Source organism: Siccirubricoccus sp. G192 (assembly GCF_019084075.1).
GTDB lineage: Bacteria > Pseudomonadota > Alphaproteobacteria > Acetobacterales > Acetobacteraceae > G192.
The window spans coordinates 4,768,904-4,790,448 of the sequence record NZ_JAHREN010000001.1; the positions used below are offsets into that span (position 1 = coordinate 4,768,904).

Annotated in this window: 21 protein-coding genes and 1 pseudogene; 10 read left to right on the forward strand and 12 right to left on the reverse strand. The window is 71.3% G+C overall.

What is annotated here, in order from left to right:
- Positions 1-68 precede the first annotated feature (68 nt).
- Entirely contained in the window at positions 69-800 is a 732-nt protein-coding gene (locus tag KSF81_RS23080) for an SDR family NAD(P)-dependent oxidoreductase (protein ID WP_217380952.1), read from the forward strand.
- Here KSF81_RS23080 and KSF81_RS23085 read toward each other — a convergent pair.
- A complete protein-coding gene (locus KSF81_RS23085; protein ID WP_217380953.1) occupies positions 797-1,396 on the reverse strand; it encodes a UbiX family flavin prenyltransferase in 600 nt (199 codons plus the stop codon). The two genes, KSF81_RS23080 and KSF81_RS23085, sit on opposite strands and share 4 nt — an antisense overlap.
- A 57-nt stretch (positions 1,397-1,453) precedes the next feature.
- Here KSF81_RS23085 and KSF81_RS23090 point away from each other — a divergent pair, with 57 nt between their 5' ends.
- The 5 genes from KSF81_RS23090 to KSF81_RS23110 are packed head-to-tail and all read left to right on the forward strand — an operon-like array spanning position 1,454 to position 5,115.
- A complete protein-coding gene (locus KSF81_RS23090; RefSeq protein ID WP_217380954.1) occupies positions 1,454-2,416 on the forward strand; it encodes a glycine betaine ABC transporter substrate-binding protein in 963 nt (320 codons plus the stop codon).
- Positions 2,413-3,030 (forward strand): ABC transporter permease, encoded by a 618-nt coding sequence (locus KSF81_RS23095; RefSeq protein WP_217380955.1) that lies wholly within the window; start codon positions 2,413-2,415, stop codon positions 3,028-3,030. The genes KSF81_RS23090 and KSF81_RS23095 overlap by 4 nt, the downstream gene beginning before the upstream one ends.
- Positions 3,030-3,677: an ABC transporter permease gene (locus KSF81_RS23100; RefSeq protein WP_217380956.1), complete on the forward strand. Its 648-nt coding sequence runs from the start codon at positions 3,030-3,032 to the stop codon at positions 3,675-3,677. Before KSF81_RS23095 ends, KSF81_RS23100 begins: the two co-directional genes overlap by 1 nt.
- Positions 3,674-4,624, forward strand: coding sequence for an ABC transporter ATP-binding protein (locus tag KSF81_RS23105; RefSeq protein ID WP_217380957.1), 951 nt, complete (start codon positions 3,674-3,676; stop codon positions 4,622-4,624). Before KSF81_RS23100 ends, KSF81_RS23105 begins: the two co-directional genes overlap by 4 nt.
- Positions 4,624-5,115: a CinA family protein gene (locus KSF81_RS23110; RefSeq protein WP_217380958.1), complete on the forward strand. Its 492-nt coding sequence runs from the start codon at positions 4,624-4,626 to the stop codon at positions 5,113-5,115. Before KSF81_RS23105 ends, KSF81_RS23110 begins: the two co-directional genes overlap by 1 nt.
- 105 nt (positions 5,116-5,220) lie before the next feature.
- Here KSF81_RS23110 and KSF81_RS23115 read toward each other — a convergent pair whose 3' ends face one another.
- Positions 5,221-6,069: a LysR family transcriptional regulator gene (locus KSF81_RS23115; RefSeq protein WP_217380959.1), complete on the reverse strand. Its 849-nt coding sequence runs from the start codon at positions 6,067-6,069 to the stop codon at positions 5,221-5,223.
- 752 nt (positions 6,070-6,821) lie between these two features.
- Between KSF81_RS23115 and KSF81_RS32430 the strand changes: the two are divergent.
- Positions 6,822-7,019 (forward strand): annotated as a pseudogene (locus KSF81_RS32430) (DUF4440 domain-containing protein); the annotation flags it as partial.
- Positions 7,020-7,424: 405 nt separating this feature from the next.
- Here the strand turns inward: KSF81_RS32430 and KSF81_RS23125 are convergent.
- The 4 genes from KSF81_RS23125 to KSF81_RS23140 form a co-directional block, all read right to left on the reverse strand.
- Positions 7,425-8,150, reverse strand: a complete 726-nt coding sequence (locus KSF81_RS23125; protein WP_217380960.1) for a hypothetical protein — start codon at positions 8,148-8,150, stop codon at positions 7,425-7,427.
- Positions 8,151-8,241: 91 nt separating this feature from the next.
- Entirely contained in the window at positions 8,242-9,408 is a 1,167-nt protein-coding gene (gene dctP, locus KSF81_RS23130) for a TRAP transporter substrate-binding protein DctP (protein WP_217380961.1), read from the reverse strand.
- Positions 9,409-9,524: 116 nt separating this feature from the next.
- Positions 9,525-10,289 carry a metallophosphoesterase gene (locus KSF81_RS23135; protein ID WP_254453708.1) on the reverse strand — a complete coding sequence of 255 codons (765 nt, stop codon included), beginning with the start codon at positions 10,287-10,289 and terminating at the stop codon, positions 9,525-9,527.
- Positions 10,290-10,302: 13 nt separating this feature from the next.
- Positions 10,303-11,916: an ABC transporter substrate-binding protein gene (locus KSF81_RS23140; RefSeq protein WP_309139656.1), complete on the reverse strand. Its 1,614-nt coding sequence runs from the start codon at positions 11,914-11,916 to the stop codon at positions 10,303-10,305.
- A gap of 120 nt (positions 11,917-12,036) precedes the next feature.
- On the opposite strand from KSF81_RS23140, the gene KSF81_RS23145 reads away from it, so the two are divergent.
- Entirely contained in the window at positions 12,037-12,492 is a 456-nt protein-coding gene (locus tag KSF81_RS23145) for a MaoC family dehydratase (RefSeq protein ID WP_217380962.1), read from the forward strand.
- 23 nt (positions 12,493-12,515) lie between these two features.
- Positions 12,516-14,021, forward strand: a complete 1,506-nt coding sequence (gene argH / locus KSF81_RS23150) for an argininosuccinate lyase (RefSeq protein ID WP_217380963.1) — start codon at positions 12,516-12,518, stop codon at positions 14,019-14,021.
- 2 nt (positions 14,022-14,023) lie between these two features.
- Here argH and hmgA read toward each other — a convergent pair whose 3' ends face one another.
- Genes hmgA through KSF81_RS23175 form a run of 5 tightly spaced genes read right to left on the reverse strand, consistent with a single transcriptional unit; the run spans position 14,024 to position 19,293 of the window.
- Positions 14,024-15,322, reverse strand: coding sequence for a homogentisate 1,2-dioxygenase (gene hmgA, locus KSF81_RS23155; protein ID WP_217380964.1), 1,299 nt, complete (start codon positions 15,320-15,322; stop codon positions 14,024-14,026).
- Positions 15,323-15,357: 35 nt separating this feature from the next.
- Entirely contained in the window at positions 15,358-16,224 is an 867-nt protein-coding gene (locus KSF81_RS23160; protein WP_217380965.1) for a CoA ester lyase, read from the reverse strand.
- A 10-nt stretch (positions 16,225-16,234) separates the two neighbouring features.
- Positions 16,235-17,437, reverse strand: coding sequence for a CaiB/BaiF CoA-transferase family protein (locus KSF81_RS23165; protein ID WP_217380966.1), 1,203 nt, complete (start codon positions 17,435-17,437; stop codon positions 16,235-16,237).
- Complete coding sequence (locus KSF81_RS23170) at positions 17,434-18,294, reverse strand: hypothetical protein (RefSeq protein ID WP_217380967.1); 861 nt, start codon at positions 18,292-18,294, stop codon at positions 17,434-17,436. Before KSF81_RS23170 ends, KSF81_RS23165 begins: the two co-directional genes overlap by 4 nt.
- A gap of 9 nt (positions 18,295-18,303) precedes the next feature.
- Complete coding sequence (locus KSF81_RS23175) at positions 18,304-19,293, reverse strand: tripartite tricarboxylate transporter substrate binding protein (protein WP_217380968.1); 990 nt, start codon at positions 19,291-19,293, stop codon at positions 18,304-18,306.
- Positions 19,294-19,406: 113 nt separating this feature from the next.
- Here KSF81_RS23175 and KSF81_RS23180 point away from each other — a divergent pair, with 113 nt between their 5' ends.
- On the forward strand, positions 19,407-20,438 hold the full coding sequence (locus KSF81_RS23180) for a uroporphyrinogen decarboxylase family protein (RefSeq protein ID WP_217380969.1): 1,032 nt from the start codon (positions 19,407-19,409) through the stop codon (positions 20,436-20,438).
- Here KSF81_RS23180 and KSF81_RS23185 read toward each other — a convergent pair.
- The gene (locus tag KSF81_RS23185; RefSeq protein WP_217380970.1) at positions 20,435-21,544 is read right to left on the reverse strand and encodes an aminotransferase class V-fold PLP-dependent enzyme; all 1,110 of its coding nucleotides are present in this window, start codon (positions 21,542-21,544) and stop codon (positions 20,435-20,437) included. The genes KSF81_RS23180 and KSF81_RS23185 overlap by 4 nt on opposite strands.
- Between the last annotated feature and the right edge of the window lies 1 nt (position 21,545).

The following is a 21,545-nucleotide window of genomic DNA, read 5'->3' on the forward strand; positions in this document are numbered from 1 at the left end:
GCGATGGCGGCGGATTGGCTCGGGCTTGCGGGCAAGGTTGCGGTCGTCACCGGCGCGGCGGGGGGGGCATGGGGCGGGCGATCGCGCTCTCCTTCACCGCCGCCGGCGCCGATGTGGCGCTGCTCGACCGGGATGGCGAGGGCTGCACGGCGCTGGCCGCGCAGATCAACGGCGCCGGCGGCCGCGCCGCCGCCTTCGCCTGCGACACCACCGATGAGGCTGGCGTCGCCGCCACGGCCGCGGCGGTGGCGCGCGATCTCGGCCCGGCGGATATCCTGGTGAACAATGCCGGCGTGCTGCGGCCCGGGCCGCTGGCGACCCTCGGCATCGCGGAGTGGAACGCGCTGCTGGCGGTGAACCTCACCGGCTACCTGATCTGCGCCCAGGCTTTCGGGCCGGGCATGATGCAGCGGGGCAGCGGCGCGCTGGTGCATATCGCCTCCATCGCCGCCTCCAACCCGCAGCCGCGCAGCGGCGCCTATAGCCCGAGCAAGGCGGCGGTGGCCATGCTGTCGCGGCAATTGGCGCTGGAATGGGGGCCGCAGGGCATCCGCAGCAATATCGTCAGCCCCGGCCTGATCCGCACGCCGATGTCCGAGAGCTTCTACCAGGCGCCCGGCATCAAGGAACGGCGGGAGGCGATGCTGCCCAGCCGCCGCATCGGCACGCCGCAGGACATCGCCGATGCGGTGCTGTTCCTCGCCAGCCCGCGCGCCGGCTATGTGAACGGCGCCGAGATCCTGGCGGATGGCGGGCTTTCCACGGTGGTGATGGAGCAGACGCCGCGGCCGGGCTTCTAGACCGGGGCCTTGCGGCCCGGCATCCCGCCCCAGCGCTGCACCGTGCCGAGGTCGATGTCGAAGAGATCCAGCACCCGGCCGAGCGTATGGTCCACCATCTCGGCGATCGAGGCCGGCCTGGCATAGAAGGCCGGCACCGGCGGGTAGAGGATGGCGCCCGCCTCCGTCACCGCCGCCATGCTGCGGATATGGCCGAGATGCAGCGGCGTCTCCCGCAGCATCAGCACCAGGCGCCGCCGCTCCTTCAGCACCACATCGGCGGAGCGCGAGAGCAGGTTGGGGGTGACGCCCGTGGCGATCTCCGACATCGTCTTGATGGAACAGGGCGCCACCACCATGCCCAGCGTGCGGAAGGAGCCGGAGGAGCAGGCGGCGCCGAGATCGGCATGGCCATGCACCACATCGGCCAACGCCTCCACCGCCGCCGGCTTCAGCCCGGTCTCATGCGCGAGCGTCAGGCGCGCGGTCTGCGACAGGATGAGATGCGTCTCGACCGACGTCGGCCGCAGCAATTCCAGCAGCCGCACGCCGTAGATGGCGCCGGAGGCACCGCTGATGCCGATGATGAGGCGCGCCGGCGTGGCGGCATTGGGCATGGTCGGTCCCTGGCGGCTGGCGGCCAGTGTGCCGGCAGGACCGCGGGAAGCCAAGCGGTGGCGGGATTTTGCCTTGCCCGGCGCCGGCCGGGGCTGGTCTGCTGCGCCGATATGAGATCCCGCACCCTGCCCTTCCCCGTCGGGGCCACCAGGCGGCGCCGGCTGCTGGCCGCCGCGCTGCTGCTGCCGGGCCTGGCGCGGGCGCAGGAGCCGCCCGTGCTGCGCGTCGGCTCCAAGAACTTCACCGAGCAGTTGGTGGTGGGGGAGCTCTACGCCCAGGCGCTGGAGGCGGCGGGCGCCCGGGTGGAACGGCAACTCAATCTCGGCGGCACGCTGATCGCGCAGCAGGCCCTGCTGGCCGGGCAGATCGACCTTTATCCCGAATATACTGGCACCGGCCTCGGCGTCGTCCTGCGCGCCTCCACGGAGGGCAGCGCGGCGGAGGTCTACCGGCGGGTGCGCGAGGGGTATGAGCGCGAATTCGGCCTTACCTGGCTGGCGCCCTCCGGCATCGACAATGGCAATGCGCTGCTGGTCCTGCCGGAGACGGCGCGGCGATACGGGCTGGCGACGCTCTCGGACCTCGCCCGCGCCGCGCCGCAACTGACGCTGGCCGCCGGCAATGAATTCGCCGGCCGGGCGGATGGGTTGCCGGGGCTGGTCCGCGTCTATGGCATCCATTTCCGCCGCTTCCGGCAATTCGCCGCGCTCGGCCTGCGCTACGCGGCGCTGCGGCATGGCCAGGCGGATGTGGTGAATGCCTATGCCACGGATTGGCAGATCGCCACCGGCGGCTTCGTGGTGCTGCGGGATGACCGGGGCCTCTGGCCGCCCTATCAGCTCGCCCCGGTGGTGCGGCCGGAGGCGATGCAGCGCTTCCCACCGCTGGAGGCCGTGCTGGCGGCGGTGAATGCGCGGCTCGACAACCCGGTGATGCAGGAACTGAACCGCCAGGTGGATCAGGATGGCGACGAGCCGCGCGAGGTGGCGGCGCGCTTCCTGGCCCAGCCCCGGCCATGAGATGGACCACCCGCAACCTGGATGTGGTCGGCCAGGCGCTGCTCCAGCATATCGGCCTGGTCGCGGCCGCCATGCTGATCGCGCTGGCCATCGCCCTGCCGCTCGGCGTGCTGGCGGCGCGCTGCGGGGCGCTGCGCGGGGTGGCGCTGGGCACGGCCTCGGTGCTCTACAGCATCCCGACCCTGGCGCTGTTTGCCCTGCTGGTGCCGGTGCTGGGCCTGGGCTTCACCCCGGCCCTGCTGGCGCTCGTCACCTATGCCGTGCCGATCCTGCTGCGCGCGCTCGTCACCGGCCTGCGGACCGTGCCGGCGGAGGTGCTGGAGGCCGCGGATGGCATGGGGCTGACGCGGCGGCAGCGGCTGTTCCGGGTGGAATTGCCGCTCGCCCTGCCGGCGCTGATCGGCGGCTTGCGGGTGGCTGGCGTGACGCTGGTCTCGGCCGCGACGGTCGGCGCCTATATCAATGCGGGCGGGCTCGGCACGCTGATCCTGACCGGGCTCGACCAGGGCCATACCGAGAAGATCCTGGTCGGCGCCGGGCTCACCTGCCTGCTGGCCCTGGCGCTGGACCAGGCGCTCCGCGCCGCGCAGCGCCGCCTGCCGGAGGCCGCCTGATGGGCGCGCTGGCGGAGGGGCTTTCCTGGCTGCGCGCCAATCCTGGCATCTTCCTCGGCGCCTTGGGCGAGCATCTGCTGCTGTCCCTCACGGGGCTGGCGATCGGCATCGCCCTGGCCCTGCCGCTCGGCCTGCTGGTGGCGCGGCGCGCCCGGCTGGCGGAGGCGGCCATCGCCGCCGCCGGGCTGCTGCGTACCCTGCCGAGCCTGGCGGTGCTGGCGGCGCTGCTGCCGCTGCTCGGCGTCGGCTTCACGCCCTCGGTGGTGGCGCTGGCCCTGGTGGCACTGCCGCCGGTGCTGGTGAATGCCGTCATCGGGCTGCGCGGCGTGGACAGCCAGGCGCTGGAGGCCGCGACGGGCCTCGGCATGACGGCGCGGCAAAGGCTGCTGCGGGTGGAGCTGCCGCTGGCGGCGCCGCTGATCTTCGCTGGCCTCCGCATTGCCGCGGTGCAGGTGGTCTCGGGCGCGGCGCTCGCCACCTTCATCGGCGGCGGCGGGCTCGGGGATCTGGTGACGCAGGGCATGGCGCTGCTGGAGACCGGGCGGCTGCTGGTCGGCGGCATCGCCATCGCGGCCCTGGCGCTCGGCATGGAATACGGCTTCGGCCGGCTGGAACGCGCCAGCGCCCGATGGAGCGGCACCGCATGATCGAGCTGTGCGACCTCTCGAAGCACTGGCCCGGCGCCCCGGCGCCCGCGGTGGCGGGGCTGACGCTGACCGTGCCGGAAGGGACGAGTTGCGCGCTGATCGGCCCCTCCGGCTGCGGCAAGACCACCACCTTGCGCATGGTGAACCGGCTGGTGGCGCCCTCCGGCGGCAGCATCCGCATCGGCGGGCAGGATGCGCTGCGGGCCGATCCGGTCACGCTGCGGCGCGGCATCGGCTATGTCATCCAGAATGTCGGGCTGTTTCCGCACCGGGACGTGGCGGCGAATATCGCCACCGTGCCGCGCCTGCTCGGCTGGGACCGCGCCCGCATCGCCGCGCGGGTGGAGGCGGTGCTGGCGCTGGTCGGCCTCGACCCCGCGCGCTTCGCCCACCGCCTGCCGCGCCAACTTTCGGGCGGCGAGCGCCAGCGCGTCGGCGTGGCGCGGGCCCTGGCCGCCGACCCGCCGGTGCTGTTGATGGATGAGCCCTTCGGCGCCGTCGATCCCGTGCTGCGCGGCCGCCTGCAGGAGGAGGTGCTGCGGCTGCTGAAGCAGCTCCGCAAGACCGTGCTGATCGTGACGCATGACGTGGAGGAGGCGATCCGGCTTGGCGATGCCGTCGCCATCCTGCGCGCCGGTCGCCTGGTGCAGCACGCCGCCCCGGCGGAATTGCTGGCGCACCCGGCGGACGGCTTCGTGGCGGGATTCCTCGGCCAGGACCGGGCGCTGAAACGCCTGGCGCTCTTCACCATCGCCGAGGCGCCGCGCCGCGCCGAACCCGTGCCGGGCGAGCCCCTGGCCGCCACCGCCACCCTGCACCAGGCCCTGGCCGAGATGCTGGCGCGCGGCACCAGGGCGGTGCCGGTGGTGGGCGGCGGCTCGCTGGCCCTCGACGACCTGCCCGGCTTCGCGGCACCATCCCCCGGAACCGAGGCAAGGAGCCCGTGATGCAGACCCTGCTGCCCCTTGGCGAGAAGGCCGGCGCGTTGCTGAAGGCGCGCGGCGAGAGCATCGCGGTGGCGGAATCCTCGGCCGCCGGGCTGATCTCCGCCGCGCTGCTCGCGGTGCCGGGTGCCTCGGCCTATTTCCGCGGCGGCGCCGTGGTCTATACGCGGGAGGCGCGCAGCATCCTGCTGGATATCCCGCAGGCGGCGCTGGGCGATGTGCCGCCCTCCTCCGAACCCTATGCGGCGCTGCTGGCGCGCGGCGCGCGGGAGCGGCTGGGCACGGTCTGGGGCCTGGGCGAGACCGGCGCCACCGGCCCCACCGGCAACCGCTACGGCCATGCCGCCGGCCATGCCTGCCTCGCGGTCTCCGGCCCGGTGGAGCGCGCCATCACGCTGGAGACCGGCAGCCCGGACCGGATCGGCAATATGCGCGAATTCGCTGCCGCCAGCCTGCGCCTGCTGATCGAGGCCCTGGAGGCAGCGCCGCGCTGATCCTGCGGCCGAGGCGGCAAGGCGCGGGAGCGGATCGCGCCCGCCCCAGCGCATGGTCCGTCCCTTTCGCCCCCCTCCTCCGCAGGGCAGGGGCGGCGGGCCTGCTCATGAGGCATTGCTGCGGGCAACATGGCGCAGGCCCTCGACGGCGATCCGGATCAGCTCCGCATCGCCGGTCTCGGCATAGACGACATGGGTTGGGTACAGGAACTCCGGCGCATCCTTCACCAGTTCCAGCCTGCCGCTCTCCAGATGCGGCTGGACTGTCCCGTGGCGGAAGTATCCCGTCCCGCCCGCCTGGAGGATGTAGCCCAGGCCCAGCGGACCGAGGCTGACAAAGAGGCCCGGATCGGCTCTTCCGGGCAGGCCGATACCGTGCTGGAGCGCGAAAGTCGGGCCCCAGTCCACCTGGACGTAGTCGGCGCTGGCACCGTCGGCCCCGGGCGGCGTGGCCACCATCACGAGCCTCTCCTCGGCAAGGAGCTCGACCTTGAGCCCGGGCCTGTAGCGCGGCTCGTAGACGACGGCGATGTCGAGGATTCCCTGGGCGACCTGGTCCAGCAGATCCTCCGGCAGCCCGACCAGGGCACGCAGCGCCACATCGGCCGCCGAGGCGCGCATCCACAGCAGCCAGCGGAGGAGAAGCGGGTCCCACAGGCTGAGCTCGCCCCCGATCGCCAGCACGGCCCGCCGGCCGGCCGGCACGGCGACCTGGTGGCGGGCACGCTCCCAGAGTTGCACCAGCGCCGGCGCGTGGCGGAAGAACTGTTCGCCGGCGGGCGTCAGCGACGCCCCGGCCTTGCTGCGGACGAAGACCGGCCGCCGGAGCTGCTCCTCCAGCACCCGGACGCGGGCACTGACGGTGGTCTGGCTGACATTCAGGAGTTCCGCGGCACGCACGAAGCTGCCGGCAGCGACGATGGCGAGGAAGGTTCGGGCGAGTTCGATGTCCATCTTGGCTCCTCCCTGATCCTGCAGGAATTACGCAGTCAACACCCAAACAATCTCGTTTGTCTGCGCTATCTGGGTGTGCCAGCCTCGATCCGAAGCCTTCCCTGCCGCCCGGGGCGGATGCCGAGGCGGCAGGCCACCGGAAGGCTGCGCCCTTGCGGAGGTGGGTGCGGACATGTCCGTGCAGACCGGCTTGCGGGATTTCGGGATCGGCCTGGCAGCGAGGCCCGTACTCGGCGTGCAGAGGCCAGGGAAGGCCGCCCCCTCGGGGGCGTATCCGGTGAGCGGAACCTCGGAGGATGGGTGGCCGTCATGCGCCGTGCATGGGCCCGATCCCGCCTGTCCCGGCTACCGCAGCCAGGATGAGGGGCCTGGCGGGGCCGCGGCCCTGGTAACACCCCACAGTCGCTGTAACCTGTTGTTTGTAGGGGAGATTCACGCCTCCGGGCGGTTCCGCCCTGCGGCGATCTGCTCCAGCGTCGGCCAGGCTGCCGCACGGCACGCGACACGGCCTGAAAGCCAAGGCCGCGGCATCATTGAAAGGCGGTCCGACGGATGAAGACGACAACCGGTTCCGGGCCACCAAGCCCCGGCACGGCCCGCCACGCCGAACCCCATGCCCCCTTCAATTCCTGAACTCTTTCAATCCCGGTGCCACAATGACACTCAGCAATTCAGACAAGCCCGCGCTTGAGGCCGTGAGACGGTTGGAGCAAACCCGCATCGCAGCCATCCGCAGCAATGATGCCGAAACCATGGCGCATATTATTGATGAAAAGTTCATTTATATTAACAGCAGAGGAAAGATCTACGACAAGCAGGCCTATCTCACCGCTGTCCGTTCCCATAGCCTCACCTATGCGGCCGATCTTGACCTGACGGAAACCGATTATCGGATCGACGGCGACCTGGTGATCCTGGTTGGGCTGATGCGCGGGCACGCTCGCCTTGAGCGGGAACAGGACGTCTATAACGACAAGAACATGCGTGTGTGGCGCGAGCGCGGGGGGGGAATGGAAGCTCCTGGCTTGGCAGTCCACCGGAACCTGGTGATCCCGGCCGGGCTGATGCCCGGCCTGTCGGGGACATCCGCGGGCCTGGCCGGAGCCACCAGCGCACCCCCGGCAAGGCCGGCGCCGGGCAACCGAAGACTCACGGCCCCGGATGCCTCGCGCCTGCCCCGGAAAGCCAGGCCGCTTGTATCTTGCCGGCCGGTTCACGCCCTCCGGCTCCGCCTCCGGACGACCGGGCGGCTTGGCATCCTGCGGGCCGGTTCACGCCCTCCGGCTCCGCCTTCGGGCGACCGGGCCGCTCAGCGGCTTGCCGTCCGGGAAGGCGGCCGGGAACGGGACCGGCCCCTAGAAGAGGCGGAGTGCGGGTGGCGCGACGGCATGCGTGCCGCTGCCGGGCCGGCGCCCGTCGAGGATTGCCTCGAACCGCTCCAGGCGGTCCGCCCGCACCTCCGGCTCGCGGCGCCGCTCCGCCCCGACATCGCAGAGCCTGTCCAAGAGGCCGATGGCCCGGCTCCAGTACCATTCCGCCTCGCGGGCATCCGTGGTGCTGCGCGCGCAGAGGCCGATCAGCCGCCCCGCGGCACTCGCCAGGTCGTCCGCATGGCCGGGCCGGTGATCGTGCCCGGCCTGGGCGAGGAGCCTGGCGATCCGGTTATGCAGTTCGCGCCGGCACAAGCGGAGCCAGAGGCGCCCGAGCGGGCCCGCCCGCCACTGCGGCGCGGCGGCGCCGGGTGCCGCCTGGCGGTGCTCCAGGGTCCTCGGCAGGATCTCCTCGGCCACGACCTGGCGCAGCACCTCGGCGCGCGCCGCGTCGAGCCCGTCATTGGTCCCGAGGATACGCGGGGCGAAGGGCTTCAGGCGCTGGCGCGCCTCGCGCGGCATATGGTCGTTGAGCGGGATGGCGAAGGCCCGGATGAGCTGGGAGGCGCAGCTCGGGGCATCGGTGTGCCCCTCCCCGGCCAGGGCGGCCACGAAGGCCATGACGCACATCTGCCCGAGATCCGGGGTGCCGATGCCGCTCACCAGCTCGACACGATCGAAGACCCGTTGCAGCCGCAGATCCAGGTTCATGGGACGCTCCCTCCGCCTCTCGCGCAGACAAGGAATCAGGAATGGAACGCACGCGGCGGCCCGCGGCTGCACGGCTGCCGCGCGACATCATTCACGGCGTCAGGATCGGGAAGCAGGCACACGACGCTGCGGCCGCGCTGCATGGCCTCCGGGCGGGCATCCAGGCTGGCGCGCGGTGTCGGCGGCGAGCCGCGTCTTCCGCCTGGAACGGCCTATTCCTCCGCGGCCCAGATATGCAGGAGGGGGGCGGCAATGCGGTTCCAGGCGATGGCGCAGTCCCGCCCGCAGCGCTCGACCCAGTTCGGCACCACGGTCTCGGCCAGCATTGGGTGCGCCGGGTTCCATCGACCCAATTCTCCCGGACGATCCGCATCCGGCCGCGCCGACCGGCCAGGCAATCCGGCAGGCCGGCATTGCAGGCCAGGCCCTCCCGGCCGTCCCGGTCGGCCTTCTCCCAGATCTCCTGCTGCAACTGCGCCAGCCCATCGCGCAGGCGGGTCCGGACCGTCTCGGGCAGGGCCGCCCAGGCTGCCTGGTTGGCGCCGAAGATCGAGACCAGCCAACTGATGGACAGCGGCGAGACATGCGACGCCTCCTGATGCAGCCCGATGCGGTTCCCGACCAGGGCGCCGGTGATGGCGCATTCCACCACGCCGCCCCGCAGCGCCGCGGCCGTCTCGGCGAAGGGGATCACCACCGGCACGCCCCGCAGCGCCGTCACCAGCTCCGACTGGCCGACCGAGGAGGTCCGCACCCGGCGCCCCGCCAGGTCGGCCAGGCCGGTGAAGGGCTCGCGGCAGAAGACCACCTGCGCCGCATGGGTATAGATGGCGAGCAGCTCGACCCCGTAGCGTTCCCGCAGGACCGCCGCGAGATGCGGCCACCACAGCGCCACCATGCGGCCCAGCGTGGCGAGATCCGGGCTGAGCGCCGGCAGGTCGATGGCATTCAGCTCCGGGTCGTTGGCCGCCGCCAGGCCAAGCGGCACGGTGCCGAAGGGGACCACGCCGAGCCGCATCAGCTTCAGCATCTCCTCGCCGCGGATGCCGCTGCGGTCGAAGGGCGCGATCGTTGCCACGGCTTGGCCGCCTGTCAGTTCCGGCACGCGCCGGGTCCAGAACGGGACCTCCTGGTCGAGATACTGCCCGATTCCGTCATGGCCGCCCACGACCCTGAGGAGGATCGGCGGCGCCTCCGCTGCCCGCACCGGGGCGGTGCCGAGGCCGGCCAGCAGCAGCAGCCATGCCGCCTGGGCCATGCCGGCCAGGCACCGGAGCGCCCTGAATGCGAAGGTCAATGCGGCAACGCCCCGGAAATGGTAAGCCCGGCGACAGCATACCGTAACCTGTGGTTGCATGCAGCCCCTGGCAGACCCTATGCCTGCAGGAAGGCTAGGCGGTCCGCCTCCAGCACCAGGCAGGTCAGTTCCCGCCCGAAGACCGCGCCGGTATCGATGCCGATGCGGTTCCGCCGCACCACCGGGCCGCGCGCCGGCGTATGGCCATGCACCACCACCATGCCGAAATCGGCCTCCGAGGCCAGGAAGGAGTGGCGGATGCGCAGCAGGTCGTCCTCCGCCTGCGCCTCCAGCGCCACCCCCGGCTTGATGCCGGCATGGACGAAGAGGTAGTCGCCCAGCCGGTGGTGCATCTCCAGGCCGCGGAGGAAGGACTGGTGCGCCACCGGGATCAGCCCGGGCCATTGGCCGGGCGGCGCTTCCGGGTCGATGCCCCAGCTTGCCAGCGCCTCCCTTCCGCCGGTGAAGAGCCAGTCGGTGATCGCCGCGCGCTCCCCGGCCAGTGCGTCCAGCATGGTGCGTTCGTGGTTGCCCATCAGGTTCACGACGGGCACGCCTGCGGGCACCCCCGGCAGCGCCCCGGCAGCCAGGCGGGCTACCACCGCGGCGCTGTCCGGCCCCTTGTCCACATAATCGCCGATATGCAGCAGCAGCGGCCGCGCCGTGGGCCGTGCCACGAGGTCCTCGCCGATCATGGCATGCAGCGCCGCCAGCCTCTCGTCGCAGCCATGGATATCGCCGATGGCATAGACGCGCTGGCCCGGCGGCAGGTGGCCAGGCGCGGCCTGGAACTCCATGCGGCCGGGCCGGGCCGCGGCGGCGAAATGCGCCAGATCGTCCATTCCGTCCCTTCCGCTATTCCGCCCGCCTGAGGCCCATGGCCAGGGTGCGTTCGTCCATGCGCGGCTCATAGCGCAGGCCGCGCCGCGCCGCCCAGGAATTCACCAGGTGGAACAGCGGCACCAGCGCCACCTCGTCGGTGGCCAGCCGCACCGCCTGGCGCAGCAGCACCTCCCGTTCCTGCGCGTCGATGGTGGCGGTGGCGCGGTCGGTCAGCGCATCCAGCGCCGGGTTGGAATAGCGCCCGGCATTGGAGGCGCCGCGCCGCGCCGCCGCGTCATAGGTGCCGAGCACATTGGCCAGCAGGTAGCTCGCCTCCCCCGTGGTGCTGCCCCAGCCGGTGAGGCGGATGGCGAATTCCTGGCGCGCCGCACGGGCGGAGAAGCTGGTCCAGGGCAGCGCCGCCACCTCGGTGCGGATGCCGATGCGGCTCCACATCTGGGCGATGGCCTGGGCCGTTTTGGCGTCGTTCGGGTAGCGGTCGTTCGGGCTGTGCAGGGTGAGGCGGAAGCCGTTCGGGAAGCCGGCCTCGGCCAGCAGGCGCCGCGCCGCCTCGGGGTCGAAGGCCGGCACCGGCACATCCGGGTTGTGCGAATAGACGCCGGGCGGCAGCCATTGCCCGGCCGGCTGCGCCGCCCCCTCCATCACCCGCTCCGCCAGCGCCTCCCGGTTGATGGCGATGGAGAGCGCGCGGCGGATGCGCTGATCCTTGAACGGATTCGCCTCCAGCGGCCGGCCCTCGTTGTCGGTGACACCGGGCGGACTGCCCTCGCGCGAGAAATCCGCCTGCAGGAAGATCAGCCGCAGCCCCTGGATCTCGAAGACGCCGACGCGCGGGTCGCGCCGGAGCCGCGCCAGGTCGGCCGAGGGCACCTGGTCGATCAGGTCGACATCGCCGGCCAGCACCGCCGCGCTGCGGGCCGCGTCATTGCCGAGGAAGCGGAGCGTGACGCGAGACCAGGGCTCCCGCCCGCCGAAATACGCCTCGTTGCGCGCCAGTTCGGTGCGGTCATTGGCGCTGTGCGAGACCAGGCGATAGGGGCCGGTGCCGATCGCCGCGCGGCCGCTGTTGTAGTCCTCCGTGCTGGCGCCCTCGCCGGCATGGCGCGAGACGATGGCGATATAGCCCATCTCGGTCGGCAGCAGGGAATGCGGCTGGCGGGTATGCAGCCGGATGGTGAGCGGGTCCACCACCTCCACCTTCGAGATCATGCGGAGGAAGCTGCCATAGCCGCCCGGGCTGTTCGGCACATTGCCGGCGCGCGAGAGGCTGAAGGCCACGTCATCGGCGGTGAAGTCGCGTCCGTCATGCCATTTGACGCCGGGGCGCAGGCGGAATTCCCAGACGGTCGGCTCCACCGCGCGCCAGCTCTCCGCCAGGCCCGGCTGCAACTGCACCCGCGCGTCGCGCTCCACCAGCCGGCTGAAGACATGCGCGGCAAGCTGCGCATTGGGCGCGGCGTTGAAGAAATGCGGATCGACCGAGGTGGCCGGCGCGGCGACGCCGATGGTGAGCGCATCGGCGGCGCGCTGCGCCACGGCCGGCTGGACGAGCAAGGGCAGGGCAAGGGCGGCAAGCGCAGGCAGGCGCCGGCGGCTGCGCGCCAGGGCGGCGGATATGGACGGCACGGAAGGCTCCTGGTCCCGGGTGGCCAAGGGTGGAGCCTGGCCGGGCCGGAAGGCAAGAGGGGGTGCTGGTCAGGGCCCGGCCGATATGCGACGAATTCCCCGGTATCGGGAGGATGACGCATGCTGGAAATCGAAAGCATCGAGGCGCTGCGCGGGCATCTCGGCCAGAAGCTGGGCACCAGCGACTGGATGGTGGTGGACCAGAAGATGATCGACCAATTCGCCGAGGCGACCGGCGACCATCAATGGATCCATATCGACGTGGAGCGCGCCAAACGCGAGATGCCGGGCGGCAAGACCATCGCGCATGGCTATCTCACGCTGTCGCTGCTGCCGAAGCTGAACCAGAACATCTACCGCATCAAGAAGCGCTCGCGCGGCGTCAATTACGGCTCGAACAAGGTGCGCTTCACCGCGCCGGTGCCGGCGGGGGCACGCATCCGCGGCCATCTCACGCTGAAGGCCATCGACCCGATCGAGGGCGGCGCCCGCCTCACCATGGAAGCCATGGTGGAGGTGGAGGGCAACCCGCGCCCGGCGCTCGTCGCCGAGACGCTGTCGCTGGTCTACGAGTAGCGCCGGGCGAAGGGGGGGCGGCCATGGCCGAGGAAGTCAGCCTGCGCGAGCGGGTGAAGGAGCCGCCCTCCGACCGCCTGGTCGAGAGCTACTACCGCCCCGCCGTGCTGCGCGCCCAGGCGCAGGTCTTCGACCATGAGATGTGGGTGCATCTCGCGCATGCGCTGATGCTGGAGCGCCAGGGCATCGTCGCCTGCGATTCCGTCGCAGCACTTTGCGGCACGGTGCTGGAATTGGCGGCGCAGGGGCCGGATTCCGTGCCGGTGGATCACCGGCAGGAGGACCTCTATTCCTATGTCGAGCGCCGCATCGTGCAGGCGCTCGGCCCGGATGTGGGCGGGCGGCTGCATACCGGGCGCAGCCGCAACGACCTCAACGCCACCACCTGGCGCATGGCGTTGCGGGAGCAACTGGTCGCCCTGCTGGCCGGCCTCGCCAGGTTGCGCGGCACGGTGCTCGACCTGGCGGAGCGGCATGCCGCCACCGTCATGCCGGGCTATACCCATACCCAGCACGCCCAGCCCATCACCTTCGGCTATTGGCTGCTCTCCGCCGCCGATGCGCTGGCGCGCGACCACCGGCGGCTTTCCGGCGCACTGGCGCATGCGGATCTCTGCCCGCTCGGCGCCGGCGCGCTGAGCACCACGGGTTTTCCGCTGGACCGCGGCCTGACCGCGGAACTGCTCGGCTTCGCCGCGCCGCTGGAGATCGCCTATGACGCCGTCTCCTCGCGCGACGATGCGCTGGAGGCGGCGGCGGCGATGGCGGTGCTGATGACCCTGCTCTCCCGCCTCGCCACCGACCTGCAGGCCTGGAGCACCTGGGAATACGGCTTCCTGGAACTGGCGGACCGCCACAGCGCGGTCAGCAGCATCATGCCGCAGAAGAAGAACCCGGTGGCGCTGGAGCATATGAAGGCCGCCGCCGGCATGGTGCAGGGCGCCCTCGCCGCGGCGCTGGCCTGCACCAAGAACACCGCCTTCGCCGATGTGAACGACGCCGTGACCGCGGTGAACGAGCCGGTGCTCGACGCCACCAGCCGCACCCGCCGCATCCTGGCACTGGCGGAGGAGGTGCTGGCCGGCCTCACCCTCGACCCGCAGCGCATGGCGGGCGCGGCGGCGGAGGGTTTCGGCAGTGCGACGGAACTGGCCGATGTCATCGCCCGCGAATCCGGCCTCTCCTTCCGCATGGCGCACAACATCGTCGCGCTGGTGGTGCGGGACGCGCTGGAGGCGGGGAAGCGGGCCGACATGATCCGCAGCGCCGATCTCGATGCAGCCGCAGGCACGCTGTTCGGCAAGCCGCTCGGCATCGCCGAGGCCGCGCTGCGCCAGGCGCTGGACCCGGCCGAGAATATCCGTGCCCGCACCGTGCTCGGCGGCCCGGCGCCCGGCAACATGCGGGACATGATCGCCGCGCGCCGCACCGCGCTGGCCGCGGATCGCGATGCGGTCGAAGTCGTGGCCGCGCGCCTCGCCGCCGCCCGGGAGCGAAGCTTCGCCCTGGCCCGCGCCCTGGCCGGCTGAGATCAGCCGCCGGTGAAGCCCTTCGGAATGCCGTCCCAGCAGGCGTCGTATTCCGGCTGAAGCTGCGGGCATTCCATGGCGAAGCGGGTCGGCCGGATCACCTGGCTGGTCTCGAACATGAAGGCCAGGGTGCCCTCGATGCGCTGCGGCTTCAGTTCCGCCTGGATCGCGCGTTCCGTCGTCGCCGCATCCGGGCCATGCGCGCTGAGCCGCGGATGCAGGCTGACGCCGCCGGGCAGGAAACCTTCCGCCTTCGCGTCATAGACGCCCTGCACCAGCCCCATGCATTCATTCATGACGTTGCGGTGGAACCAGGGCGGGCGGAAGGTATTCTCCGCCACCATCCAGCGCGGCGGGAAGATCACGAAATCCATGTTCGCCAGGCCCGGCGCCGTGGTGGGCGAGGTCAGCACGGTGAAGATGCTGGGATCGGGGTGGTCGAAGCTGACCGTATTGATCGCCATGAAATGCGCCGTGTCGTATTTGCAGGGCGCATTGTTGCCGTGCCAGGCCACCACATCCAGCGGCGAATGGTCGAGCATGGTCGCCCAGAGCGATCCCTGGAATTTCTGCACCAGTTCGGTGGGCTCGTCGCGCTCCTCGAACCAGGCGACCGGCGAGAGGAAGTCGCGCGGATTGGCCAGGCCATTGGCGCCGATCGGCCCAAGGTCCGGCAGCCGCAACGCCGCGCCGTGGTTCTCCGCGACATAGCCGCGCGCCGCGCCATCCGGCAATTCCACACGGAATTTCATGCCGCAGGGAATGACGGCGATCTCGCCCGGCCGCACCGCCAGGCGGCCGCATTCGGTGGCCAGCAGCAGCCGCCCCTGCTGCGGCACCAGCAGCAATTCGCCATCGCTGTCCATGAAGACCCGCTGCATGGATCGGTTGGCGCCATAGAGGTGGATGGTCACGCCGGACAGCGCCTCGGCCGCTGCGTTGGCGCCAAGGGTCGCCAGGCCCTCCACGAAATCCGTGGGCTCCTCGGGCAGCGGCAGCGGGTCCCAGCGCAGGCGGTTCGGGTTGGGCTCGGCCAGCGCGCCGCAGAGCAGCCCCTGCCCGATGCGGCGGAAGGCACGATGCGCGGCGGAGGGGCGAATGCGATAGAGCCAGCTCCGCCGCGCCTCGCTGCGCGGCACGGTGAAGGCGGTGCCGGTGAGTTGCTCCGCATAGAGGCCGAAGGGCACCTTCTGCGGCGAGTTCCTCCCCACCGGCAGGGCGCCCGGCAGCGCCTCGGTGGCGAATTCATTGCCGAAACCGGAGAGCATGCCGGGTTCCGTCCCGGCGGGGTTCGGGGTCATGACCTCCTCCTCGATGCCGCAATGCAGCGCGGCCCCTAACTGCGCACGCGCGCCAGCAAGCGCCGCGCGCGTTCCACGACCGGCAGATCGATCATCGCGCCCTCGAAAGCCACCGCGCCCAGGCCCTTGGCCAGCGCATCCTCGAAAGTCGCGATCAGCCGGCGGGCGCGGTCCACCTCCGCCGGGGCCGGCCCGTATTCCTCGTTGATAACAGGCACATGCAGCGGATGGATGCAGGCGGTGCAGGCGAAGCCGAGCCGGCGGGATCGCTTGAGCGAGGCGCGGTAGCCCTCCAGGTCGTTGAAATCCGCGAAGGCGCCGACCGAGCCCAACGGCAGGATGCCGGCGCCACGCGCCGCCGCCACCACCATCATGCCGAAATGATACAGCAGGTCGCCACCCGGCACCGCCTCAAGCTCGGTCGCCAGGTCCTCGGCGCCGACGCCGAGCGCCGCCATACGCGGATCGGCCGCGGCGATGGCGGCCAGATGCGGCAGCGCCTGCGGCGTCTCCACGATGCCGATGAAGCGCGTATGGCCAGGCGTGAGGCCCAGTGCCGCCTCCCGCGCCGCCACCACCTCCGACAGCAGGCGGATATGTTCCGGCCCCATCACCTTGGGCAGCATCAGCGCGGTGACGGCGGGCATGACCGCCGCGGCGATGTCGGGGATCGCCAATTCCAGCGGGCGATTGATGCGCACGCAGATCTCGGCGCCCGCCTGGCCCACCTGCGCGGCGGCACCGGGCAGTGCGGCGCGTGCCGCCTCCTTTTCCGCCGGCGGGATGGAATCCTCGAGGTCGAGGATGATGACATCGGCGCCGCGGGTATGCGCCTTGGCGACGAAGCGCTCGGCGGTGGCGGGGACAAAGAGCAGCGAGCGCCAGGTTGGGGCTTTCGACATGGGGTGTTCCTTAGGCGGTGCCGATGGCGGCGCCGGTTTGCAGCATGCGGTCGATCTCGGCCTCGGCATAGCCGGCCTCCGCCAGCACCTCGCGCGTATGCTGGCCGAGGCGCGGCGCGGGCAGCACCGCCTCGCGCATGCCGCCGCCGAAGCGGTTGGCGACCTTGGTGCGGCGGATGCGGCCCTCGGTGGGGTGCTCGTCGAATTGCCAGAAGCCGACATCCTGCAGGTGCGGATCGTGCAGCAGGTCGTCGATCCGGTTGTACCCGGCCGCCGGCACATCGGCCCTGGCGAAGATGTCCAGCCATTCCGCCGTGGTCTTCGTGGCCAGCGCCTCCACCTGCACGGTGAAGTAGTCGGCGGCGTTCTCGGTGCGGCGGATCGCGGTGGTGAAGCGCGGGTCGTCCTTCAGCTCCGGTTGGCCGATGGCGTCGAAGAAGGCGAAGGCCTGGCGGTTGTCGTTCGGGCGGACGGTGATGTAGCCGTCCAGCGTCGGCAGCGGACGGTAATCGGGGCTCAGCAGCCGCCCATCGCCGCTCGGCCCCTCCGGCGGATCGAAGGTGGCGGCGCCCAGATGTTCGCTGGTTACGAAGCTCGCCATGTTCTCGAACATCGGCACCTCGATCGCCTCGCCCTGGCCGGTCCGCTCCCGCCGATACAGCGCGAAGCCGATGGCCTGGGCGGCGATCAGCCCGGCGATGTGGTCGGTCATCACCATCGGCACGAAGCGCGGCTCGCCGATCGCCCGCTCGAAGGTGCCGGCGACGCCGGAGAGGGACTGGATGATCGGGTCATAGGCCGGGCGGTTGGCGTAGCGGCCATCCGTGCCGAAGGCGACGATGCCGCAATGGATCAGCCTCGGGTTCAGCGGCGCGAGCGATGCGTGGTCGAGCCCCGCACGGGCCAGCGCCGCTGGCCGGACATTGGAGACGAAGACATCCGCCTCGGCGATCAGCCGCTTCAGCGCCGCGAGACCCTCCGGCTTCTTGATGTCGAGGACGATGCTGCGCTTGTTGCGGTTGAAGTTGATGAACTTGCCGGACATGGCGGGCGTGCGGCTGCCGGCGGCGAGGTAGCGCAGGATATCGCCGCCCGGCGCTTCCACCTTCACCACCTCGGCCCCCTGATCCGCCAGCGTCCGCGTGCAGATCGGCCCCACCACCACGGTGGTGAGGTCCACCACGCGCACGCCCTCCAGTGGCCCACCGGTCATTGCGCGAATTCCAGGTCGAGCCGGGCGCAGAGATTGCCGTCCCGGTCCGCCGCCCAGGCCAGGGACTTGCCGTCGCGCAGCCCCTGCCCCGCCAGCGTCACCGTCTCGCCCACATAGAGCGGCCGTGTCAGCCGCGCGCTGAACCCCGTGAGGCGGCCCGGCGTGTGCTTCACCGCCGCATCCAGCAGAAGCTGCATGGTCAGCCCGCCATTCTGCACGGTGTTCGGATAGCCCTCGACCTGCCGTGAATAATCCGCATCGTAATGGATGCGATGCGCATTCCAGGTCACGGCGGAGTAGCGGAAGACCAGCGGCGGATCGAGCTGCCATTCCTCGCGCCAGGCGGGATCGGCCGGGGCCGGTTGCGGCGGCGCCACGGCGCTCCGCTCGCCGGGCTGCACCGCCTCGCGGTAGATCGCATCGAATTCGTCGACCGCGATCACCTCCTCGCCGCGCCGGATGGTGTGGCGCATGGTGAGCACGGTGATGAAGCCGGTGCGGGCCTGTTTCGGCAATATGGCCGCGACCTCCGCCGTCTTGGTCGCGGTGTCGCCGACCCGCAGCAGGCCGGGGATGCGCACGCGCCGCCCCGCGCCCATGCGCCGCGGCAGCGGGATGGGCGGCAGGAAGGTGCCGGGCTTCGGGTGCCCGTCCGGCCCGATATCGGAATGCCGCGCGATATCGGCGAAGAACATGGTGAACCAGTGCGGCGGCAGCACCGTGCCGCGCTGGAAGCGCTCCGGGTCGATATCCAGCATGCCGGCGATGCGGCGCACCGCGGTCAGGCTGATCTCGTCCTCCACCAGGCGGGTGCGGCCCACCCAGGACTGCAATTCGGGGCTCAGGGCCAAGGACATCTCCGCCTCCTATTCCGCGGTCAGCTTGAGGGCGCGGATCAGCGGCGACCATTTCGCCGCATCCGCCCGCGCGCGGGCGCCGAACCATTCCGGCGCGTGCGGCTCCGCCGGGTCGGCGCCGACCCGGGCATAGGCGGCGCGCACCCGCTCATCCTGCAGCGCCGCCTGCAAGGCGCCGTTCAGCCGCGCCACCACCTCGGGCGGCGTGCGCGCCGGCACGGAGAGACCGAAATAGCTGGAAGCCTCGTAGTCCGGCACCGTCTCCGCCATGGCCGGAACGCCGGGCCAGAGCGGGCTGCGCTGCGTGGTCGTCACCGCCATCGGCCGGATGCTGGCCACGCTGCGCACCGTATCGCCCTCCGGCAGGCCGAGGCAGCGGGAATGCACGCGGCCCGAAAGCAGGTCGGTCATCGCCTGGGTGCTCTGCCGGTAGGGCACATGCACCATCTCCAGCCCAAGCCGCGAGCCCAGCAACTCCATCGCCAGATGCGTGATGGCGCCGACCCCGGCGGAGGCGAAGGTGAAGCGTCCGGGATTGGCGCGGATCCAGTCCAGCAGTTCCGGCAGGTCGCGCCCGGGGATGGAGGTATGCACCAGCAGCACGCAGGCGGTGGAGCAGAACATGCCGATGGGCGCGAAATCCCGCTCCCAATCATAGCCGACGCTGCGATAGAGCAGCGCGTTCAGCCCGCTATTCGTCCCCATGGTGGCGACACTCATGGTGTAGCCATCGGCCGGCGAGCGGGCGAGCAGTTCCGCCGCCAGGTTGCCGGCACCGCCGGGGCGGTTGTCCACCAGCACCGGCTGGCCAAGGCGCTGCGCCATGGCCTCAGCGGTGAGGCGCGAGACGATATCGGTCTGCCCGCCGCCGCCATAGGGCACGATCAGCCGCACCGGCCGGTCCGGGAAGGCGGCGCGGGCCAGGCGCGGTGCCGCCAGCAGCCCGGCCGCGGCACCGAGCGCGCCCCGGCGTGTCCATCCGCCGTCATTCGGCCGCATATCCATCCCCTCCGCGTCCCGGCTGTTTGGCGGGAGCATAAATGCGCGCCGGCCTTCCGGCTACCGGGGCGGGCAGCCTATAGAGATCGGCAATGCAAAGGGAGGACCCCCCCATGGCCGAGACCCTGCTGCCGACTTCGCTGGTCGGCTCCTATCCGCAGCCGGACTGGCTGATCGATCGGGAGCGGCTCGCCGGCCGCTTCCCGCCGCGCGTCCGGGCGCGGGAGCTGTGGCGGGTCGCGCCCGAATATCTCGGCCAGGCGCAGGACGACGCCACCCTGCTGGCGATCCGCGCGCAGGAGGAAGCCGGGCTCGACATCATCACCGATGGCGAGATGCGGCGCGAGAGCTATTCCAACCGCTTCGCCACCGCGCTGCAAGGGGTGGATATCGACAATCCCGGCATGGCGCTCGACCGCAGCGGTCACCCCAACCCGGTGCCGCGCGTGGTCGGCCGCATCCGCCGGCGCCATGCGGTGGAGGTGCGGGACGTGCAGTTCCTCCGCGCCCATACCGACCGCCAGATCAAGATCACCGTGCCCGGCCCCTTCACCATGGCGCAGCAGGCGCAGAACGACTTCTACGCCGACGAGGCCGAACTGGCGCAGGACTATGCCGCCGCCGTGAATGCGGAGATCCGCGACCTCTTCGCCGCCGGCGCCGATGTGGTGCAGGTGGACGAGCCCTATATGCAGGCGCGGCCGGAGAAGGCGCGGCAATACGGGCTGGCGGCGCTGGAGCGGGCGCTGGAAGGCATCGAGGGCCGCACCGCCGTGCATATCTGCTTCGGCTATGCCGCCATCATCCATGCCAGGCCCTCGGGCTATTCCTTCCTGCCGGAACTCTGCGGCTGCAAGGTGCAGCAGATCTCGATCGAGACGGCGCAGTCCAGGCTCGACACCGCGGTGCTGGAGACGCTGCGCGGCAAGACCATCATCCTCGGCGTCATCGACCTGTCCGACATGCAGGTGGAGACGCCGGAGGTGGTGGCGGCGCGCATCCGCCGGGCGCTGCCGCATGTTGCGCCGGAGAAGGTGATCGTGGCGCCGGATTGCGGCATGAAATACCTGCCGCGCGAGGTCGCCTTCGGCAAGATGCGGGCGATGGTGGAAGGCGCGCGGATCGTGCGGGCGGAAATCTCCTAACCCCGCCACTCCTCCCGCAGCGCCGCCATGATCCGCTCCACATCCGCGGCTGTGTTGAAGCCGTGGAAGCTGAAGCGGATGCGGCCGCGGCCGTTCCAGGCATAGACGCCGCGCTCGAACAGCGCGCGGGTGATGGCGGCGGCATCAGGCGAGGCGATGCAGACGCTCGCCCCATGCCGCGCCGGCGCCGCCGGCGTGGTGCTGGCGATGCCGGCCTCATCGAGCCGCGCCAGCAGCGCCGTGGTCAGGCCCTGCACATGCGCCTGCACCGCCGCCGGCGCGAACCCCGCCAGGTAGTCCAGCGCCGAGTCCAGCACATAGAGCGATGCATGCGCCGGATTGCCTCTGGCAAAGCGCATCGCATCCGGCACCAGCGCCAGATCGCCTGCATAGTCCGGCCGGCCCATGGAGGCGATGCTGTGCCATCCCGCGGTGCCGGGCATCCAGCCCGGCTGCCGCGCCCGGTTCCAATAGGCGATGGCGGTGCCGGTCATGCCGAGCAGCCATTTGTAGCAGGCGGCGAAGGCGAAATCCGCGACATCCGGCCGGATCTCCAGATAGCCCGCCGCCTGGGTGTAATCCACCACCAGCAGCGCGCCCACCTGGTCCGCCACCCGCCGCAGCGCCGCCAGGTCGTGCCGCTCCCCGGTGAGGAAGGAGACGGCGCTGACGCCGATCATCCGGGTCCGCGCATCCACCTGCGCGGCCACCGCCGCCGCATCGCCGATCCTGGCGAAGCGCAGTTCCACCTTCGGATGCCGTTGCAGGGCGAGCGGCGCGACGACGGAGGGATACTCGTCCGGGTCCACCACGATGTTGTCGCCCGGCTGCCAGTCCAGGCTCTCCACCACCAGCGAGACGCCCTCCGCCACATGGGCGCAGAAGCCGATATCGGCCCGGGCCACGCCCCAGGCCGTCGCCACCCGGTCGCGCGCCCTCAGCACCACCGCATCCTGCGCGTCGCGGCCGGGGGGGCCGCCGCTCTTGTCCTGCGCGTATCGCAGCAGCGCCGCGTCGTGGCGGCGGAGGAAGGGCGTCTCGCCGCCGGCGCAGACATGGGTGATGCCGGGCGGGATGCGGAAATCGGCGGGGTCGAAGAGTGGCATC

What these genes read in the sequence shown, in the direction of transcription:
- KSF81_RS23170 (WP_217380967.1), bottom strand. Translation starts at nt 18,294, where the DNA reads ATGTCCTTGGCCCTGAGCCCCGAATTGCAGTCCTGGGTGGGCCGCACC.
- KSF81_RS23180 (WP_217380969.1), top strand. Translation starts at nt 19,407, where the DNA reads ATGGCCGAGACCCTGCTGCCGACTTCGCTGGTCGGCTCCTATCCGCAG.
- KSF81_RS23145 (WP_217380962.1), top strand. Translation starts at nt 12,037, where the DNA reads ATGCTGGAAATCGAAAGCATCGAGGCGCTGCGCGGGCATCTCGGCCAG.
- KSF81_RS23100 (WP_217380956.1), top strand. Translation starts at nt 3,030, where the DNA reads ATGGGCGCGCTGGCGGAGGGGCTTTCCTGGCTGCGCGCCAATCCTGGC.
- KSF81_RS23115 (WP_217380959.1), bottom strand. Translation starts at nt 6,069, where the DNA reads ATGGACATCGAACTCGCCCGAACCTTCCTCGCCATCGTCGCTGCCGGC.
- argH (WP_217380963.1), top strand. Translation starts at nt 12,516, where the DNA reads ATGGCCGAGGAAGTCAGCCTGCGCGAGCGGGTGAAGGAGCCGCCCTCC.
- KSF81_RS23125 (WP_217380960.1), bottom strand. Translation starts at nt 8,150, where the DNA reads ATGAACCTGGATCTGCGGCTGCAACGGGTCTTCGATCGTGTCGAGCTG.
- KSF81_RS23080 (WP_217380952.1), top strand. Translation starts at nt 69, where the DNA reads ATGGGGCGGGCGATCGCGCTCTCCTTCACCGCCGCCGGCGCCGATGTG.
- KSF81_RS23105 (WP_217380957.1), top strand. Translation starts at nt 3,674, where the DNA reads ATGATCGAGCTGTGCGACCTCTCGAAGCACTGGCCCGGCGCCCCGGCG.
- KSF81_RS23135 (WP_254453708.1), bottom strand. Translation starts at nt 10,289, where the DNA reads ATGGACGATCTGGCGCATTTCGCCGCCGCGGCCCGGCCCGGCCGCATG.
- KSF81_RS23085 (WP_217380953.1), bottom strand. Translation starts at nt 1,396, where the DNA reads ATGCCCAATGCCGCCACGCCGGCGCGCCTCATCATCGGCATCAGCGGT.
- hmgA (WP_217380964.1), bottom strand. Translation starts at nt 15,322, where the DNA reads ATGACCCCGAACCCCGCCGGGACGGAACCCGGCATGCTCTCCGGTTTC.
- KSF81_RS23165 (WP_217380966.1), bottom strand. Translation starts at nt 17,437, where the DNA reads ATGACCGGTGGGCCACTGGAGGGCGTGCGCGTGGTGGACCTCACCACC.
- KSF81_RS23095 (WP_217380955.1), top strand. Translation starts at nt 2,413, where the DNA reads ATGAGATGGACCACCCGCAACCTGGATGTGGTCGGCCAGGCGCTGCTC.
- KSF81_RS23110 (WP_217380958.1), top strand. Translation starts at nt 4,624, where the DNA reads ATGCAGACCCTGCTGCCCCTTGGCGAGAAGGCCGGCGCGTTGCTGAAG.
- KSF81_RS23175 (WP_217380968.1), bottom strand. Translation starts at nt 19,293, where the DNA reads ATGCGGCCGAATGACGGCGGATGGACACGCCGGGGCGCGCTCGGTGCC.
- KSF81_RS23160 (WP_217380965.1), bottom strand. Translation starts at nt 16,224, where the DNA reads ATGTCGAAAGCCCCAACCTGGCGCTCGCTGCTCTTTGTCCCCGCCACC.
- dctP (WP_217380961.1), bottom strand. Translation starts at nt 9,408, where the DNA reads ATGGCCCAGGCGGCATGGCTGCTGCTGCTGGCCGGCCTCGGCACCGCC.
- KSF81_RS23185 (WP_217380970.1), bottom strand. Translation starts at nt 21,544, where the DNA reads ATGCCACTCTTCGACCCCGCCGATTTCCGCATCCCGCCCGGCATCACC.